General features: G+C 65.6%; 16 protein-coding genes. 1 reads left to right on the top strand and 15 read right to left on the bottom strand.

Annotated elements, in window-relative coordinates; genetic code table 11:
• The first annotated feature begins 50 nt into the window (after positions 1 to 50).
• The gene (locus ABD729_RS09660) at positions 51 to 2,345 is read left to right on the top strand and encodes a hypothetical protein (protein WP_344710033.1); all 2,295 of its coding nucleotides are present in this window, start codon (positions 51 to 53) and stop codon (positions 2,343 to 2,345) included.
• Between the two features lie 3 nt (positions 2,346 to 2,348).
• Here ABD729_RS09660 and ABD729_RS09655 read toward each other — a convergent pair whose 3' ends face one another.
• From ABD729_RS09655 to nuoF, 15 genes are all read right to left on the bottom strand, one after another.
• Positions 2,349 to 2,609, bottom strand: a complete 261-nt coding sequence (locus tag ABD729_RS09655; protein ID WP_344710032.1) for a DUF1467 family protein — start codon at positions 2,607 to 2,609, stop codon at positions 2,349 to 2,351.
• Entirely contained in the window at positions 2,606 to 4,240 is a 1,635-nt protein-coding gene (locus tag ABD729_RS09650) for a ribonuclease J (protein WP_344710031.1), read from the bottom strand. Before ABD729_RS09650 ends, ABD729_RS09655 begins: the two co-directional genes overlap by 4 nt.
• 110 nt (positions 4,241 to 4,350) lie before the next feature.
• Positions 4,351 to 5,136 (bottom strand): type III pantothenate kinase, encoded by a 786-nt coding sequence (locus ABD729_RS09645; protein WP_344710030.1) that lies wholly within the window; start codon positions 5,134 to 5,136, stop codon positions 4,351 to 4,353.
• Between the two features lie 3 nt (positions 5,137 to 5,139).
• The gene (locus ABD729_RS09640; protein WP_344710029.1) at positions 5,140 to 5,841 is read right to left on the bottom strand and encodes a biotin--[acetyl-CoA-carboxylase] ligase; all 702 of its coding nucleotides are present in this window, start codon (positions 5,839 to 5,841) and stop codon (positions 5,140 to 5,142) included.
• A 19-nt stretch (positions 5,842 to 5,860) separates the two neighbouring features.
• Positions 5,861 to 7,288 (bottom strand): NADH-quinone oxidoreductase subunit NuoN, encoded by a 1,428-nt coding sequence (gene nuoN / locus ABD729_RS09635; protein ID WP_344710028.1) that lies wholly within the window; start codon positions 7,286 to 7,288, stop codon positions 5,861 to 5,863.
• Complete coding sequence (locus ABD729_RS09630) at positions 7,288 to 8,832, bottom strand: NADH-quinone oxidoreductase subunit M (protein ID WP_344710027.1); 1,545 nt, start codon at positions 8,830 to 8,832, stop codon at positions 7,288 to 7,290. The genes nuoN and ABD729_RS09630 overlap by 1 nt, the downstream gene beginning before the upstream one ends.
• Position 8,833: 1 nt before the next feature.
• On the bottom strand, positions 8,834 to 10,876 hold the full coding sequence (gene nuoL / locus ABD729_RS09625; RefSeq protein WP_344710026.1) for an NADH-quinone oxidoreductase subunit L: 2,043 nt from the start codon (positions 10,874 to 10,876) through the stop codon (positions 8,834 to 8,836).
• A gap of 1 nt (position 10,877) precedes the next feature.
• Complete coding sequence (gene nuoK, locus ABD729_RS09620; protein ID WP_344710025.1) at positions 10,878 to 11,183, bottom strand: NADH-quinone oxidoreductase subunit NuoK; 306 nt, start codon at positions 11,181 to 11,183, stop codon at positions 10,878 to 10,880.
• Positions 11,180 to 11,782 (bottom strand): NADH-quinone oxidoreductase subunit J, encoded by a 603-nt coding sequence (locus ABD729_RS09615; protein WP_344710024.1) that lies wholly within the window; start codon positions 11,780 to 11,782, stop codon positions 11,180 to 11,182. The genes nuoK and ABD729_RS09615 overlap by 4 nt, the downstream gene beginning before the upstream one ends.
• A 15-nt stretch (positions 11,783 to 11,797) precedes the next feature.
• Positions 11,798 to 12,280: an NADH-quinone oxidoreductase subunit NuoI gene (gene nuoI, locus ABD729_RS09610; RefSeq protein WP_344710023.1), complete on the bottom strand. Its 483-nt coding sequence runs from the start codon at positions 12,278 to 12,280 to the stop codon at positions 11,798 to 11,800.
• Positions 12,277 to 12,648, bottom strand: a complete 372-nt coding sequence (locus ABD729_RS09605) for a hypothetical protein (RefSeq protein ID WP_344710022.1) — start codon at positions 12,646 to 12,648, stop codon at positions 12,277 to 12,279. Before ABD729_RS09605 ends, nuoI begins: the two co-directional genes overlap by 4 nt.
• Complete coding sequence (gene nuoH / locus ABD729_RS09600) at positions 12,648 to 13,694, bottom strand: NADH-quinone oxidoreductase subunit NuoH (protein ID WP_344710021.1); 1,047 nt, start codon at positions 13,692 to 13,694, stop codon at positions 12,648 to 12,650. Before nuoH ends, ABD729_RS09605 begins: the two co-directional genes overlap by 1 nt.
• A complete protein-coding gene (gene nuoG, locus ABD729_RS09595; RefSeq protein WP_344710020.1) occupies positions 13,691 to 15,703 on the bottom strand; it encodes an NADH-quinone oxidoreductase subunit NuoG in 2,013 nt (670 codons plus the stop codon). The genes nuoH and nuoG overlap by 4 nt, the downstream gene beginning before the upstream one ends.
• Positions 15,696 to 16,079, bottom strand: coding sequence for a hypothetical protein (locus tag ABD729_RS09590; RefSeq protein WP_344710019.1), 384 nt, complete (start codon positions 16,077 to 16,079; stop codon positions 15,696 to 15,698). Before ABD729_RS09590 ends, nuoG begins: the two co-directional genes overlap by 8 nt.
• Entirely contained in the window at positions 16,076 to 17,386 is a 1,311-nt protein-coding gene (nuoF, locus tag ABD729_RS09585; RefSeq protein WP_344710018.1) for an NADH-quinone oxidoreductase subunit NuoF, read from the bottom strand. Before nuoF ends, ABD729_RS09590 begins: the two co-directional genes overlap by 4 nt.
• Position 17,387 lies beyond the last annotated feature (1 nt).

Raw genomic sequence — 17,387 nt, 5'->3', positions numbered from 1 at the left:
CTTCCTCTTGCACGCTTCCGTAGGCGAGCAAAGGTGGTAAACATGGGGTCATGACGCCGCTCCAGCCCCGCTCGTCGCAAGACCCCCTGGCCGAACCGCTCGAACTGACCGAGCCGCTTCAGCCTGTCCCGGTCGAGGATCATCGCAACGAGCCGGTGTGGGTCGACATCCCGCGCCAGGCCGCCGACCGCGGGGCGGATGGCCGCAAGGTGCTGGCCTGGTCGTTGGGGCTGCTCGCCCTGGCCTGGGTCGCCCTTGTCGGTTGGAGTGCTGGAACCTCGGCTCCCGCCACTGCGGCGGCCTTTGCCCAATGGTTCGCGATTGCGGCAGCGCCGCTCGTGCTGCTCGGCCTCGTCTGGCTGATCTTTGGCCGCACCCGCCGCCGTGAGGCCGAGCGCTTCACCGAAAGCGTGCAGGTGATGAAGGCCGAGGCGCGCAGCCTCGAACAATTGCTCGGCGTGCTCCGCCAGCGGCTCGACGACGAACAGGCGGCTCTTTCCAGCCACGCGGAGCGGCTGATGGGTTTGGGCGACGAGGCCGGGCACCGGCTCGGCAGCGTTACCCGTGACCTTGCTGCGGGGAGCGAGACCTTGAGTCGCCATGCAGCATTGCTCGACCGGGCGGCGGAAAGCGCACGGACGGACATCGGCGTCCTCCTCGAGGACCTCCCCCGCGCCGAGGCGAGCAGCCGCGCGATGAGCGAGGAATTGCGCCAGACGGGCCGGGAGGCGAGCGCCCAGGCCGCGTCGCTCGAAGCGCAACTGGCTGCGATCAGCGGCCGCGCCCGTGAAGCCGAAGATCAGGTCGGTGGCTCGGCCCAGCGGCTGGTTGCCCACCTTACCCAGATCGAAAGCGCCGGCGCGGCCGCGGCTACCCGCGTCTCGGACGCCGGCAGCACCGCTTCGGCGCAGGTCGATGCCCTGCTGGAGCATACCGGCTCAGCGCTGACCGCGATCCGGTCGGGAATCGACGAGCAGGCCGCCGCCGTGCGCGGGCTGATCGACCAGAGTGCCGCCGCGCTCGGCATTGCCGGGCAGGAAGCCGCGATCCAGCTCGGCAGCCGACTCAGCACTGCGGGGCAGGCACTCGACGGCCTTGCCTCCCGCGTCGCCGAGCAGGACCGGGCGGTCACTGCCCTAGTGGCGGGCCTCGAACGCCAGCTTGCCGAAGTCGACCAGCGCTTCGTCGACCTTGCCGCGGAAGGGGACCTTCGTGCCCAGGCGGTCGCGACCGCGATCGAGCGCGTGCGCCGCGAACTCGACGGGCTCGGCGCACAGCAGGCGGCGAGCGGCGGGACGCTCGAGGATCTGAGCACGCGCACCGAAACCCTTCGTACCGCCGTCGCCGCCTTGCAGCGCGAATGCGGCGAGGAGTTGACCGGCGCGCTCGGACAGGCCGAAGGCGGCGCCGAACGGCTGCTTGCCGCGGTCCAGGCCGCGCGTCCCGATGTCGAATGGATGAGCGAGGCGGCAGCAAGCGTGACCGGCAAGCTCGAGGCGGGGACATCGGGCCTCGCCGGCCAGCAGGAGCGGCTCGCCAGCCTGCTGTCGAGCGTCGAGACCGGGGTTGGCGGCGCCGAGCAGCGTCTTGCCGACCTTCGCGCGGCGCTGACCGAAGCCGCCGCCGACGCCAACCGCCTCCAGGCCGAGACGGGCCCTGCCCTCGTCCAGGCGATGGTTCAGATCCGCGAAGCCGCAGCCCAGGCCGCCACGCGCGCCCGCGAAGCCCTTGCCGCCGTCGTGCCCGAAACCGCGCAGCAACTCTCGGCCGAAGCGCGGGCAGCCCTGACCCGCGCGGTGGAAGAGAGCGTCACCGGCCAACTTGGCGAGGTCGAGCGGGTCGCCTCCCGAGCGCTTGAGGCCGCGCGTCATGCATCCACCGGCCTGTCGCAGCAGATGCTCAACATCGGCCGCACCGCAAGCGCGCTCGAACAGCATATTGAGAAGGTTCGCGAGGACGACCGACTGGTCGAAAGCGAAGCCTTTGCCCGCCGTGCGGCGGTTCTGATCGACTCGCTCCATTCGGCCTCGATCGATGTGGGTCGCATCCTCAGCGACGAGGTCGATGACCGCGCCTGGGCCGCCTATCTGAAGGGCGACCGCGGCGTGTTCACCCGCAAGGCGGTCCGGCTGCTGTCCGCCGGAGAGCTGCGGCTGGTCGACCAGCAATTCGGCAGCGATCCCGAATTCGCCGCCTCGGTCACCCGCTATGTGCAGGATTTCGAAGCCATGCTTCGCCGCGTGTCGGCGGAGCAGGAAGGGGGCATGATGGCCGTCACCCTGCTGTCGAGCGACATGGGCCGGCTCTACACCGCGCTGGCGCAGGTGCTGGAGCGGCGGCGCTAGTCCCTAACTGTAGAAGTCGAGGTCCTCGGCGGTGATCCAGCCCTGCGTCCAGTTGGCGTAAAATAGGACGAACAGCGCCGCCGACACCAGTCCGGCCCGGATCAGATGGCGCTGCAGGTCGAAACGATGCGGCGCGCTTTCCGCCTGGCCGGCAACCTTTGCCGCCCCGACTTCCTCGTCCGTGCGCATCCCGAACGGAAGCATCAGGAACGCCGTGAAGACGAAGATCAGGAAGTAGACCGCAAGGCCGCTGCCGATGCTCACAGGCGGGTCACCAGCACTTCCACATTGGGCTTCTTGCCGGTCCACAGCGTCGCGCAGCGGCGCACGGCAAGGCGGACGGTTTCGCGCATCTTTTCGTCGTCCTGCCCGGTCTGGGTGGCTTTCGCAGCGGTGGCAGAAGCATCCCGCAGGAAGTCGTCGCGATCCTCTTCGACCGGTACGCCGAGGGTGCGAACCACCGGATCGGCGGCAAGCTTGCCCGACTTGCCGATGACTAGGCTGACCGCGACCACGCCCTGGAAAGCGATGCGGCGACGCTCGTTGATTGTCGTCCCATCGGCCGGAAGGATGACATCGCCGTCGAGGACCAGTCGTCCGACCCGTTCCTCGCCGATCTTTCTGGCATTGCCCGGGAGGAGCCGGATGAGGTCGCCATTTTCCTGCACAAGCGTCGAGGGAATGCCGCTCTCGATGCCAAGGCGGGCATGCTCGAGCATGTGGCGGCGCTCGCCGTGAACGGGCACCAGCAGCTTGGGCCGGATCCAGTCGTACATCTGCACCAGTTCAGGGCGTCCGGGGTGACCGGAGACGTGGACATGGGCCTGCCGCTCGGTGACCGTGCGGACGCCAAGCTCTGCCAGCTGGTTCATCACGCGGCCGACGGCATTCTCGTTGCCTGGGATCTGGCGCGAGGAGAAGATGACCGTGTCCATTTCGCCCAGTTTGAGCTCATGCTGGCCTGACGCGATCCGCCCCAAGGCGGCGCGCGGCTCGCCCTGCCCGCCGGTGGCGATGATGATGAGGTCGCGGCGCGGCAGCCGCATCGCCTCGTCGTAGCGGACGGTGTCGGGAAAGTCGGTGAGGTAGCCGGTAGCCTTGGCGACCTTCAGGTAGCGCTCGATCGAACGGCCCGCGACGGCAACCCTGCGGCCGCTGGCTTCCGCGACCTTGCCGATCGTGTGCAGCCGGGCCGCGTTAGAGGCAAAGGTGGTGACAAGCACGCGGCCGGGCGATTCGTTAACAGCCTGCAGCAGCCCGTCGAACAGCTCGGCCTCCGAACCCGACACCTTGTCGGTAAAGGCGTTGGTCGAATCGCAGACCATCACGTCGATGCCGAGGTCGCCGATCGCACGCAGCTTCTCGGGGCTGGTCGGGTTGCCGAGCACCGGGGTCGGATCAAGCTTCCAGTCGCCGGTGTGGAACACGCGGCCATAGGCGGTTTCGATCAGCAGGCCGTTCGATTCCGGAATGGAATGGGCGAGCGGGACCGGGGTGACGCGGAACGGCCCGAGGTCGAGCACGTCGCCGGGGTGGATAAGCTTGAGCGGCACCTGGCCGGTCAGCCCCTCTTCCTCCAGCTTGTGGGCGATCAGCCCGGCGGTGAAGGGCGTCGCGTAGAGCGGCACCTGGAGATCGGCCGCCAGATAGGGGATCGCTCCGATATGATCCTCGTGACCGTGGGTCAGCACCAAGCCGACGAGATCCTTGCGGCGCTTCTCGATGAAATCGAGGTCGGGAAGCACGAGGTCGATGCCGGGATAGTCCGCCTCGCCAAAAGTCATCCCGCAATCGACCATCAGCCATTTGCCGTCGGTGCCGTAGAGATTGACGTTCATGCCAATCTCGCCCGAGCCGCCGAGGGCCAGGAACAACAATTCTTTACCTGGGGTCACTTCAATTCCGTTCTAATCACCCGCCGTTGCGAGTGCAGCAAAGCAATCCATTTGGTTCGACAGGAGCGGCGGCGTGGATCGCTTCGTCGCTTCGCTCCTCGCAATGTCAGTCAGCGCGGGCCTTGGCTCCGCTTCCACAGCAATGCCAACCCGCGAATGGTAAGGTCGGGTTCGATCGCGTCGAAAACGGGCGTGTGCTGCTGGAACAAGGTGGCAAGGCCGCCGGTCGCGATGGCGGTCACGGGCCGGCCGATCTCCGCCTTCACGCGGGCAAGCAGGCCCTCGATCATGGCGACATAACCCCAGTAGATTCCCGACAGCATCTGGCTTGCGGTGGTGCGGCCGATCACGGTCGGGTCGGCCGGCGCCTCGATCGCAATACGCGGCAGCTTCGCGGCGGCAGCGACCAGCGCATCGAGACTGAGGTTGATGCCCGGAGCGATGATTCCGCCCTTGTAGGCGCCGTCATAGTCGACGACGTCGAAGGTGGTCGCGGTGCCGAAGTCGATCACCACGAGGTCGCCCGCGTAGCTTGCATGCGCGGCGATCGCGTTGAGTGCGCGGTCGGCCCCGACATTGTGCGGTTCGTCGACGTCGAGGCGGATCCCCCACTGCGCCGCGCCCTGCCCTGCAATCAGGGCTTCCTGCTTGAAATATTTCTCGCTCAGCACCTGAAGGTTATGAAGAGCGCGCGGGACTACGGTGCCGATGATGACACCGCTCACGTCGCCCCGGCCGAACCCTTCAAGGCTGAGTAGTTGATGCAGCCAGACCGCATACTCATCGGCAGTCCGGCGCGGGTCCGTGGCGATCCGCCAGCGCGCCGCAATGCTGCCGTCCTGCGCGATCAGCGCGAAGACGACATTGGTGTTTCCGGCATCGATGGCGAGCAACATGGCTCAAGCGCTCCCAAGCATCACGTCAGCGGCATGGATGCGCCGCTCTTCGCCGCCGGGCAAGGCGAGCCGGAGCGCGCCGTCCTGCGCTAGGCCGGCGAAGGTGCCGGAAAGCTTTTCGTCGGCCGAGATATGGACCGAGAGCGGTGTACCTTGTGGGTGAGCGCTTTCGAGCCAGAGCGCGGTGAGCGCCTGCGGATCGTCACGCCAACGCTGAAGTTCACGGCTGAAGGCGGCAGCCAGCAGCGGCGCGAAGGCTTCGGGGCTGACCAGCGCAACGGATGAGAGGGCGACGGTTTCGCGCCCTTCGATCACCGGGGCATGGGCGAGGTTGACGCCAAAGCCTGCCACTACCCTGTCCCCCTGTCGTTCGAGAAGGATGCCGGCGAGCTTGGCCGAGCCCAAGAGCAGGTCGTTGGGCCACTTCAGCATCAGCCCGGTCGCCGGTGCCGCCGCTTCGATCGCCCGTATCAGAGCGAGGCCTGCAGCAAGGGCGAGGATGCCGGGTGACGGGTCAGTTGGGCGCAAGCGAACGAGAGTCGAACCGTGAAAGTTGCCCGACACGCTTTCCCACTGGCGGTTCTGGCGGCCACGACCATGATCCTGCCGCGCGGCGACCAGCCACTCGCCTTCCGGCGCATGCGTTTCGCCAAGCAGGTCGCTGTTGGTCGACCCGGTACGCTCGACGAAGCGGATGCGGCTCAACCGCGCGCCCCGCGGCGCATCAGAAGACGCTGGCCGCGTCGGCCGCGGCGGTCGTCAGCGGGTTGATCAGGAGATAACCGAGCGGGCTGATCGCCAAGGCCGTGAGCAAGATCAGCGCCGTCTCGACCTTTCCGCTGGCCGGGGCGAAGGGCTCGGCGGGCGCGTCGAAGTACATCACCTTGATAACGCGCAGATAGTAATAGGCGCCGATCACCGTCAGTGCCGCCGCGACCAGCGCAACCCATTGCAGGCCGGCGGCGATGGCAGCGTTGAACACCATCAGCTTGGGCCAGAAGCCGAACAGCGGCGGAATGCCCGCCAGGCTGAACATGAACATCGCGATCGCGAGCGCGAGCAGCGGACGGGTCTGCGACAGGCCCGACAGGCTGGCGAGGCTTTCGAGCGGACGGCCCTCAGCGTCGCGCATACGCATGATGCACAGGAAGGCGCCGAGCGTCATGATGACGTAGACCGCAGAGTAGACCAACACCGCCACCGCGCCTTCGCGCCCGCCCGCGGCGAGGCCGACCAGCGCAAAGCCGACGTTGTTGATCGACGAATAGGCAAGCAGGCGCTTGATGTTGGTCTGGCCGTAGGCCGCGACCGCGCCCAGCACGATCGAGGCGAGCGCCGCGAAGATCACGATCTGCTGCCACTGGACGGTCGCCGGGCCCATGGCGTCGAGGCAGACGCGGGTGGCAAGCAGGATCGCAGCGGCCTTTTGCCCGGCGGCAAAGAAGGCCGCGACCGGGGTCGGTGCGCCTTCGTAAACGTCGGGGGTCCACATGTGGAACGGCACAGCGGAAATCTTGAAGGCGATACCGGCAAGCGTGAAGACGAGGCCGAACAGCAGGCCGAGGCTAGCGCCGTTGGGCCCAGCGAAGGCAGTCGCGATGCCGCTGAACGCGGTCGTTCCGGCAAAACCGTAGAGCAGGCTGATGCCGTAAAGGAGGATGCCGCTGGCAAGACCGCCGAGAACGAAATATTTGAGGCCGGCTTCGGCCGAACGCTCGTCATGGCGGCGGTAGGAAGCGAGGACGTAGGCCGACAGGCTCTGCAGCTCGAGGCCGACGTAGAGCATCATCAAGTCCGACGCGCTGACCATCACCGACGCGCCCAGCGCAGAGAGGAGGATAAGCACAGGATATTCGGCGCTATGTTCGAATTCGTGGTCGAACCAGCCCGCCGCCATCACGACCGCGACGGCGGCGGCGAGATAGATGATGACCTTGCCGAAAGCCGCGAAGCCGTCGGCCGCCCACATGCCCTCGAATACCGAGCCGGCGGTCTGCGGCGCGCCGATCAGCGCGAAACAGGCGGCGACCAGCAGCGCGATCGCGGCGACGTGGGTAATGGGCGACGAGCGGCGAACGAATGCCGCCACCATCATCAGCGCGATGGCACCGAGACCGAGGATAACTTCGGGAAGGATCGGGGCGAAATTCATCAGTGCGCCTCCCCGGCGCCATGTTCGGTGGACTTGGCGGCAGCGGCAGCGGCTGGATTGCCGGCCGTCGGCAGGCTGTCACCGGCAGGCTTGGCCCGCTCGATCCGGGTCAGCAGCCGGCCGACATCGTCGCGCATCGGCGCCATGAAGCTTTCGGGATAGACGCCCATCCACAGCACGACAGCCGCGATCGGGGCAAGCAACGCCCATTCGCGCCGGTCGAGATCGACCATTGCCGAGGATTCCTCGGTCCGGGCGGTTCCGTAACTGATGCGCCAGTAGAGCCACAACATGTAGGCGGCACCGAGGATGATGCCGGTGGTAGCGAAGATCGCGCCCCAGGTTGACACTTCATAGGTGCCCATCATCGCCAGGAATTCGCCAACGAAGCCGCTGGTGCCGGGAAGCCCGACCGCCGCCATGGTGAACAGCAGGAACAGCAGCGCATAGGCTGGCATGTTGTTGGCCAGCCCGCCGTACTTGGCGATCTCGCGGGTATGCATCCGATCGTAGATGACGCCGACGCAAAGAAACAGGGCGCCGGACACCAAGCCGTGGCTCAGCATCACGATCAGCGAGCCTTCGATGCCCTGCCGGTTAAAGGCAAACAGGCCGAAGGTGACGAACGCCATGTGCGCGACCGACGAATAAGCGATCAGCTTCTTCATGTCGCCCTGCACCAGGGCGACGAGGCTGGTGTAGACGATCGCGACGCTCGACAGGCCGAACACCAGCGGCACGAACTGCGCACTTGCTTCGGGGAACATCGGTAGGCTGAAACGGATGAAGCCGTAGCCGCCCATCTTCAGCAGCACGCCGGCAAGGATCACCGAACCCGCGGTCGGGGCCTGGACGTGAGCATCGGGAAGCCAGGTATGGACCGGCCACATCGGCATCTTCACCGCGAAGCTCGCGAAGAAAGCCAGCCACAGCCAGGTCTGCACGCCCGGCGCGAAATTGTAGGCCATCAGCGTCGGGATATCGCCGGTGCCAGCCTTGCCAATCATCACCAGCATCGCGACGAGCATCAGGACCGAGCCGAGCAGCGTATAGAGAAAGAACTTGTAGGCGGCCTTGATCTTCTCCGCCCCGCCCCAGATGCCGATGATGAGGTACATCGGGATCAGGCCGGCTTCGAAGAAGATGTAGAAGAGCAGCAGGTCCTGCGCCATGAACACGCCGAGCATCAGCGCCTCCATGAGGAGGAAGGCGGCCATGTATTCCGGCACGCGCTTGTCGATCGCGCGCCAGCTGGCGCCGATGCAGATCGGCATGAGGAACACGCTGAGCATGATCAGCATCAGCGCGATGCCGTCGATGCCGAGCGCCCAGTTGAGATAGGGCGTGCCGAGGCTCACCCGCTCTTGGAACTGCCATTGGGCGCCGCCGACGTCATAGCCAGCCCACAGCAGGCAGCCGAGCACCAGGAGCGCAAGCGTCCCGCCGAGCGCAAGCCAGCGGGCACCATTGGCCGACAGGAACAGGCAGCCAAGCGCCGCCAGCAGCGGCAGCGCGATCATGGTCGAGAGAATGGGAAAGCTCATATCAGCGGGTCATCACCCAGGTGGCGCCGCCGACCAGGCCAAGCAGCATCACCAATGCATAGGAATTGAGATAGCCGGACTGCAGCTTCGCGGTCATGCGATTGCCGATGCCCACCGCATAGGCCGCGCCATGCGGGCCGAAGCGATCGATCGTCTCTACGTCACCACGCTTCCAGAAGAAGCGACCAAGCGCGAGCGCCGGGCGAACGAACAGGAAGGCGTAGAGCTCGTCGAAATACCACTTGTTCATCAGGAACTGGTGGATCGGACCGGTCGCGGCGACCCACTTGGCCGGCATGTCCGGACGGCGGATGTAATTGTTCCAGGCCAACGCCAGCCCGACCAGCATGACGAACGCAGGCGTCAGCTTGACCCACAGCGGCACCTGGTGCGCGGCGTGCATCAGGTGCTCGTTGAAGACGAGCGCCCCGCGCCAGAACTCCGGCCCGCCTTCCGGCTCGACGAAATAATGGTGGAAACCGAATCCGGCGAAGACCGCGCCGAGGCTGAGCACGCCAAGCGGCACGAGCATCGACCACGGGCTTTCATGCGGATGATAGCCAGCGGTGCCGACGACCGGCTGCGCGGTCGAATGGCTGCTGTCACCATGCTCCTCGTCCGGGTGATCGTGATGATCGCCGTGTACCGCGTGCTGGATATGCTCCGAGCCCGCCCAGCGTGCCTTGCCGAAGAAGGTCAGGAAAATCAGGCGCCAGCTGTAGAAACTGGTCAGCAGCGCGGCAAAGGCGCCGACGAAGAAGGCCATCGTGCCGTGCACGCTGCCGCTGGCGAACGCGCTCTCGAGGATCGAATCCTTCGAATAGAAACCCGCGAACCCGAACACCCCGATGATCCCGACGCCGGTGATCGCCAGCGTTCCGAGCACCATCGCCCAGAAGGTCAGCGGGATCTCCTTCCGGAGCGCGCCATAGTAACGCATGTCCTGTTCGTGATGCATGGCATGGATGACCGAGCCTGCACCGAGGAACAGCAGCGCCTTGAAGAAGGCGTGGGTGAACAGGTGGAACATCGCCGCGCCATAGGCGCCGACGCCGGCGGCGAAGAACATATAGCCGAGCTGGCTGCAGGTAGAATAAGCGATCACCCGCTTGATGTCGTTCTGGACCAGGCCAACGGTCGCCGCGAACAGCGCGGTGGCGAGGCCGACATAGGTCACCACCGTCATCGCGGTCGGGCTGACTTCGAACATCGGCGACAGACGGCAGACCATGAAAACGCCCGCGGTGACCATGGTCGCGGCGTGGATCAGGGCGCTGACCGGAGTCGGGCCTTCCATCGCGTCCGGAAGCCAGGTGTGGAGGCCGAGCTGCGCCGACTTGCCCATCGCGCCGACGAACAGCAGCAGGCAGAGCAGGGTCATGGTGTCGACCCGCATACCCGCAAAGCCGATCGTCGAAGCGGCCATTCCGGGCGCGGCGGCGAGGATCGCCGGGATCGACACGGTGCCGAACACCAGGAAGGTGCCGAAGATGCCGAGGCTGAAGCCGAAATCGCCGACGCGGTTGACTACGAAGGCCTTCATCGCCGCAGCGTTGGCCGACGGCTTGTAGTACCAGAAACCGATCAGCAGGTAGGAAGCGAGGCCCACCCCTTCCCAGCCGAAGAACATCTGGATCAGGCTGTCGGCCGTCACCAGCATCAGCATCGCGAAGGTGAACAGCGACAGATAGGCGAAGAACCGCGGCTGGCTGGGATCCTCGTCCATGTAGCCCCAGCTATAGAGGTGGACGAGGCTGGAGACCGTGGTGATGACGACCAGCATGACCGCCGTCAGTGCATCGACCCTGAGGCTCCAGTCGACGGCCAGATTGCCCGAGCGGATCCATTCCAGAACCGGGACGACGGTGGCTTCGGCCGAACCGTTCAGGAACGCGATGAAGATCGGCCAGCTCAAGGCGCAGCTGATGAACAGCGCGCCGGTGGTGACGGCCTTCGCCGGCACCTTGCCGATCACGCGCCCGCCAAGGCCCGCGACGAGCGAGGCCAGCAGCGGCAGGAAGACGATGAAGATGATGGAATGCATGTTACCCGCGCATCTGGTCGGCGGCGTCGACCGCGATGGTGCCGCGGCGACGGAAGAAGATCACCAGGATCGCAAGGCCAATCGCGGCCTCGGCGGCAGCCACGGTCAGCACGAACATGGCGAAGATCTGCCCCTTCATGTCACCCATGAAGGCGCTGAACGCGACCAGGTTGATGTTGACGGACAGCAGCAGCAATTCGATCGCCATCAGCATCAGGATGACGTTGCGGCGGTTGAGAAAGATGCCCAGCACGCCGATCACGAACAGGATCGCCGACACGGTCAGATAGTGCACAAGGCCGATCACAGCTCGATCCCCTCGCCGACGGGCTGGTTGACGTTACGGACGGCATCCTGCGGGCGGCGGCTGATCTGGCGGCTGGCGTTCTGCCCGCGCGCGTCGCCGCGGCTGCGGTGGGTCAGCACGATCGCCCCGATCATGGCGACCAGCAGGATGAAGCCGGCAAGCTCGAACGGCAGCAGGTAGCGGCTGTAGAGCTCGACACCGAGGGCCTCGATATTGTGCACCGACTGGACTGGCGGCGCGCCCGCCAGTGCCGGACCCGCCCTCTGCGCCGACATGGCGATGACGATTTCCGCCAGCAGGACGACCGCGATCAGCAGCCCGAACGGCAGGTTGCGGTTGAAGCCCGAACGCAGCTGGCTGAAGTCGATGTCCAGCATCATGACCACGAACAGGAACAGCACGGCGACCGCGCCAACGTAGACGATCACCAACAGCATGGCGATGAATTCGGCCCCGACCAGCAGCATCAGGCCGGCCGCATTGAAGAAGGCAAGGATCAGCCACAGCACCGAATGAACGGGGTTGCGGGCGAAGATCACCAGCACCGCGGACCCGATGGTGACGGCCGCGAAGAGATAGAAGGCGAGAAGCGCGATCATGAGACTGCCGGGCGCCTAGCGATAGGTCGCATCGGCGGCAAGGTTCGCCGCGATGGCCTGTTCCCAGCGATCGCCGTTCGCGAGCAGCTTGGCCTTGTCGTAGAGCAGTTCCTCGCGGGTCTCGGTCGAGAATTCGATGTTCGGACCTTCGACGATCGCATCGACCGGGCAGGCTTCGGCGCACAGGCCGCAGTAGATGCATTTGGTCATGTCGATGTCGTAGCGGGTGGTGCGGCGGCTGCCGTCCTCGCGGGGCTCGGCCTCGATGGTGATGGCGAGCGCCGGGCACACCGCCTCGCACAGCTTGCAAGCGATGCAGCGCTCTTCGCCATTGGGATAGCGGCGCAGCGCATGCTCCCCGCGGAAGCGGGGGCTGTAGGGGGTCTTCTCGTAGGGATAGTTGATCGTCGCCTTGGGCTTGAAGAAATACTTCAGGGTGAGGGCGTGACCCTTCACCAGCTCCCACAACGTGAACGACTTGACGAACTGGGCAATCATTTCAGCACTTCCTCGCCGGCCAGCCGGCAACTTCCCTGCATGGTTTGGGCGAAAGCATAGTCGCCGCCGCGGCGCGTCGCCTTGCCCCACGCCATCTGCAATCCGCCGGCGCCCCTGGTGACCCGGCCCAGCATGAGTTCGGGCGCGGTAGGATCGACGGCGTTATGCACGATCCAGCCATTCGCCGGCGCCCTCTGTCCCTCGAAGAGCACCGGCATCGGTTTCACTTCGCCCGCGGCGATCGAGCGCGCGGTATCATCCTCGAGAACGACGTTGAACGTCAGCTTGTTCGCGCCCAGTGCCCGGCGGGCCGAAGCCTCGGCCGGGATCATGGCGCACGTGAGGACGGAGGCGGCAGCAAGCAGCATCAGCCGCCATACCGTGTCAGCATCAGCCACAGGCTGATCGCGAAGACGAACACCAGCGACAGCGGCAGGAAGATCTTCCAGCCCAGCCGCATCAGCTGATCGTAGCGGTACCGCGGCACGGTCGCTCGGACCCAGCCGAAGACGAAGAAGAAGAACATCATCTTGGCGAACAGCCAGATGATGCCCGGGACGTAATAAAGCGGTGCCCAGTCGATCGGCGGCAGGAACCCGCCCCAGAACAGGATGGCGTTCAGCGCCGTCATCAGGATGACGTTGCCATATTCGCCGAGCCAGAAGAGTGCGAAGCTCATCGAACTGTACTCGGTCTGGAAACCGGCGACGAGCTCGCTCTCGGCCTCCGTCAGGTCGAACGGCGTGCGGAAGGTTTCCGCCATCGACGAGATCAGGAACACTACCGCCATCGGGAACAGCAGGGGATTGAAGCCGAAGCCGTTCAGGATGCCGAAGATGTTGCCCTTCTGGGCAAGCACGATCTCGGTCATGTTGAAGGTACCGGCGTAGAGCACGACGCAGATCAGGACGAAGCCGATCGACACTTCGTAGCTGACCATCTGGGCCGCCGCCCGGAGTGCCGAGAAGAACGGATATTTGGAGTTGGACGCCCAGCCCGCGATGATGATCCCGTAGACCCCGAGGCTGGACGCCGCGAGGATGTAGAGCAGGCCGACATTGATGTCCGCCAGCACCACGCCGACATCGAACGGCACCACCGCCCAGACGATCAGCGCTACGGTGAAGCTGATGATCGGCGCCAGCAGGAACAGGCCCTTGTTGGCGCTGGTCGGGACGATCGTTTCCTTGAGGAAGACCTTGAGGCCGTCGGCGAAACTTTGCAGCAGGCCGAACGGACCGACCACGTTGGGCCCGCGGCGAAGCGCCATGGCGGCCCAGATCTTGCGCTCGGCATAGATGATCATCGCCACCGCCAGCATCAGCGGAAGCGCGATCAAAAGGATGCCGGCGATGGTCGCCAGGAACCACGACCAGTCGTAGTTCAGGCCCCAGCCCTGGAAGGTAGCGGTCATTCGGCGGCCTCGGCGAAGGTCTGGCCATGGATCAGCTCGGCAGAGCAGCGCTGCATGACAGGGCTGGCGCGGCTGATGGCGTTGGTGAGGTAGAAGTCCTTGACCGGCAGGTTGACCGGACCCTTCGCCTCCGCGGCAAGTGCCGGGGGCGACCACGGCAGGTCGATGAGGCCAGGCTCGCCCAGCGCAGGCACTTCGGAAATCATCGCCGCCCGCAACTGGTCGAAGCGGTCGAACGCCAACGGCTTGCCCGTGAGATCGGAGACCGCGCGCAGGATGGTCCAGTCCTCGCGCGCTTCGCCCGGCGCGAAACCCGCCTTTTCGGCACGCTGCACGCGGCCTTCGAGGTTGACGAAGGTCCCGTGCTTCTCGCTGTAAGCTGCGCCCGGAAGGACGAGGTCGGCCTGCCTGGCGCCCTTGTCGCCGTGATGGCCGATATAGACCTTGAAGGCGCCCGCGAAACGCTCCGGAGCCACTTCGTCGGCACCAAGCAGGAGCACCAGCTCAGGCGCAGCGGCCTCGAGGTCGGCGATCCCGCCCGGCTGCGCGAAACCGAGCATCAGCGACGCCATCCGGCTGGCCGCGGTGTGGATGACGTTGAAGCCGTTCCAGCCGTCCTTGACCAGACCGAGCGGCACGACCAGCGCCAGCGCGGCGCCGAGGGCCCCGGCGCCAAGCGCGCCCGGACCGACGATCACCGCCGGACGCTCCGCCTTGGCGAAAGCCTCGGTGACGGCCTTGGGCAGCTTGCCCAGCATTGACAGGTCATCACCAAGGTCGGTGACGGGGTAAGTCAGGTCGGCGACCGGACCGATGCTGAACACCGGTGCACCCGCACGGCGCACGGCCTTGCGGAGGCGGGTGTTGACCAGCGGCGCTTCCCAGCGCGGGTTGGTACCGATCAGAAGGATCGCATCGGCGTTCTCGATCCCAGCCAGTGTCGAATTGAATGCCACCGCCGAAAGCGAGGTCACATCATAGTCGAGCCCGGTCTGGCGCCCTTCGAGAAGCGCTGAGCCCTGCCCTTCAAGCAGCTTCTTCGCCGCATACATCGTCTCGGCGTCGAGGAGGTCGCCGGCGATCGCGGCGACCTTGGCGCCAGCGCTCTTCAGCTTGTTTGCGAACAGCTCCAGCGCCTCGGCCCAGGTCGCCGCGCGCAGCTTACCGCCTTCACGCACCCACGGACGGTCGAGGCGGTTGCGGACCAGAGCGTCGGCGTGATGCCGCGTCTTGTCGCTGATCCACTCCTCGTTCACGTCCTCGTTGATGCGCGGCAAAATCCGCATCACCTGCGGCCCCCGAACGTCGAGGCGGATGTTGCTGCCGACCGCGTCCATCACGTCGATCGACGGGATCTTGCGCAATTCCCACGGCCGATACTCGAAGTTCTGCGGCGCCTGCAGCAAGGCTCCGACCGGGCAGAGATCGGCGAGGTTGCCGCTCATCTCGCTGGTCAGCGCGCGTTCCAGATAGGCCGTGATCTGCGCATCTTCGCCGCGGTAGAGCATGCCGATCTCGGGCGTACCGGCAACTTCCTCGGCGAAGCGCACGCAGCGGGTGCACTGGATGCAGCGGGTCATCGCGGTCTTGATGACCGGACCCATATACTTGTCGTCGACCGAGCGCTTGTTCTCGTCGAAACGACTGGACGAGCGGCCATAGGCCATCGCCTGGTCCTGCAGGTCGCATTCGCCGCCCTGATCGCAGATCGGGCAATCGAGCGGGTGGTTGATGAGCAGGAACTCCATCACCCCCTCGCGCGCCTTCTTCACCATCGGCGTGTCGGTACGGATCGTCTGGCCGTCCGCCGCGGGGAGCGCGCAGCTCGCCTGCGGCTTGGGCGGTCCTGGGGCGACCTCGACCAGGCACATCCGGCAATTACCGGCGATACTCAGCCGCTCATGGTAGCAGAAGCGCGGGATCTCCTTGCCGGCAAGCTCGCACGCTTGCAGCACGGTCGCCCCTGCGGGAACTTCGATCTCTTGTCCATCGACAGTGACTTTAGGCATTGGGGCCCGGTCCATCGTCATAAAGTATTTTGAAAAAACGCACGATTGTTAGTCGCGGCTTCGAGGCGGTCTCGGCGTCGGGCGAACTCAGACGCAGCCACAGGCTGATAGCGAAGGCAATTGGCGCTACAACCACCAGGACGGCCAGTGAGAAGGCGACGCCGAAGGCGATGAGGTAGAACGGGTAGAAGACTCCCGTAGTAACAATACTCCAACCCAAGCAGTCGCCGGTAGCATTCGCTCCGCAATTGAACGTCGCGTAGGTCTGGGGCTCAGTCTTGAACTGCCACAGCATCAGTCCGAGAAAGCCGCTAACGAGCAGCCCGCCAATTGGCAGCAACGCGAGAGGAAAAGTCAGGGCGCGCCCAAGTTTCACTCGGCCGCCTCCAGCATCGCGCCGCCGCTCCGCTCCGCCATGCGGCGCTCGAGTTCGGGACGGAAATGCTTGATCAGGCCCTGAATCGGCCATGCCGCGGCGTCGCCAAGCGCGCAGATGGTGTGGCCTTCGACCTGCTTGGTGACGTCGTAGAGCTTGTCGATCAATTCAGGGCTGCCGTCGCCTTCGCGCAGACGTTCCATGATGCGCCACATCCAGCCGGTGCCTTCGCGGCACGGAGTGCACTGGCCGCAGCTCTCATGCTTGTAGAAATAGCTGATGCGGCTGATCGCGCGGACGATATCGGTCGACTTGTCCATGACGATGACGGCGGCGGTGCCAAGGCCGGAGCCAACCGCCTTCAGCCCGTCGAAGTCCATCGGCGCGTCCATGATCTCGGCCGCTGGCACCAGCGGGACCGAGCTTCCGCCCGGGATCACCGCGAGGAGATTGTCCCACCCGCCACGAATGCCGCCGCAATGGCGGTCGATCAGCTCGCGGAAGGAAATGCTCATGCTCTCCTCGACCACGCACGGCTTTTCGACATGGCCGCTGATCTGGAAAAGCTTGGTGCCCTCGTTCTTCTCGCGTCCGAAGCCGGAGAACCAGGCCGATCCGCGGCGTAGAATGGTCGGGACCACCGCGATCGATTCAACGTTGTTGACCGTCGTCGGGCAGCCGTAGAGGCCGGCACCGGCCGGGAACGGGGGCTTGAGGCGCGGACGGCCCATCTTGCCCTCGAGGCTTTCGAGCATCGCGGTCTCTTCGCCGCAGATGTAGGCACCCGCACCCCGGTGACAGAAGATGTCGAAGTCAAAGCCCGATCCGGCGGCGTTCTTGCCGACCAGGCCGGCGGCATAAGCCTCCGCAATGGCCTTCTCGAGCGCCTGGGCTTCGCGGATATATTCGCCGCGGATGTAGATGTAGCAGGCCCGCGCGCGCATCGCGAAGCTGGCGATCAGCGCGCCTTCGATCAGCTTGTGCGGATCGTGGCGGATGATCTCCCGATCCTTGCAGGATCCGGGCTCGGATTCGTCGGCGTTGATGACGAGGAAGTTGGGTTTGCCGGGCTTGGGCTCCTTAGGCATGAAGCTCCACTTCATGCCGGTCGGGAAGCCCGCTCCGCCGCGCCCGCGCAGGCCCGACGCCTTGACCGCGTCGATAAGCGCGTCGGGGCCGACGGCCATCAGCGCCTTGGTATTGTCCCAGTCACCGCGCGCCTGCGCCGCCTTGAGGTCGGGCGACTGAAAGCCGTAGACGTTGGTGAAGATGCGGTCCTTGTCGGACAGCGGTCCCGTATAGCCCATC

The sequence above is a fragment of the Sphingomonas humi genome, assembly GCF_039536725.1.
Lineage (GTDB): Bacteria > Pseudomonadota > Alphaproteobacteria > Sphingomonadales > Sphingomonadaceae > Sphingomicrobium > Sphingomicrobium humi.
The sequence above is the reverse complement of the archived record's forward strand: the minus strand, read 5'-3'. Positions and strand labels throughout refer to the sequence as shown.

What these genes read in the sequence shown, in the direction of transcription:
- ABD729_RS09660 (WP_344710033.1), top strand. Translation starts at nt 51, where the DNA reads ATGACGCCGCTCCAGCCCCGCTCGTCGCAAGACCCCCTGGCCGAACCG.
- ABD729_RS09645 (WP_344710030.1), bottom strand. Translation starts at nt 5,136, where the DNA reads ATGTTGCTCGCCATCGATGCCGGAAACACCAATGTCGTCTTCGCGCTG.
- nuoN (WP_344710028.1), bottom strand. Translation starts at nt 7,288, where the DNA reads ATGAATTTCGCCCCGATCCTTCCCGAAGTTATCCTCGGTCTCGGTGCC.
- ABD729_RS09630 (WP_344710027.1), bottom strand. Translation starts at nt 8,832, where the DNA reads ATGAGCTTTCCCATTCTCTCGACCATGATCGCGCTGCCGCTGCTGGCG.
- nuoL (WP_344710026.1), bottom strand. Translation starts at nt 10,876, where the DNA reads ATGCATTCCATCATCTTCATCGTCTTCCTGCCGCTGCTGGCCTCGCTC.
- ABD729_RS09615 (WP_344710024.1), bottom strand. Translation starts at nt 11,782, where the DNA reads ATGATCGCGCTTCTCGCCTTCTATCTCTTCGCGGCCGTCACCATCGGG.
- nuoI (WP_344710023.1), bottom strand. Translation starts at nt 12,280, where the DNA reads ATGATTGCCCAGTTCGTCAAGTCGTTCACGTTGTGGGAGCTGGTGAAG.
- ABD729_RS09605 (WP_344710022.1), bottom strand. Translation starts at nt 12,648, where the DNA reads ATGCTGCTTGCTGCCGCCTCCGTCCTCACGTGCGCCATGATCCCGGCC.
- nuoH (WP_344710021.1), bottom strand. Translation starts at nt 13,694, where the DNA reads ATGACCGCTACCTTCCAGGGCTGGGGCCTGAACTACGACTGGTCGTGG.
- nuoG (WP_344710020.1), bottom strand. Translation starts at nt 15,703, where the DNA reads ATGCCTAAAGTCACTGTCGATGGACAAGAGATCGAAGTTCCCGCAGGG.
- nuoF (WP_344710018.1), bottom strand. Translation starts at nt 17,386, where the DNA reads ATGGGCTATACGGGACCGCTGTCCGACAAGGACCGCATCTTCACCAAC.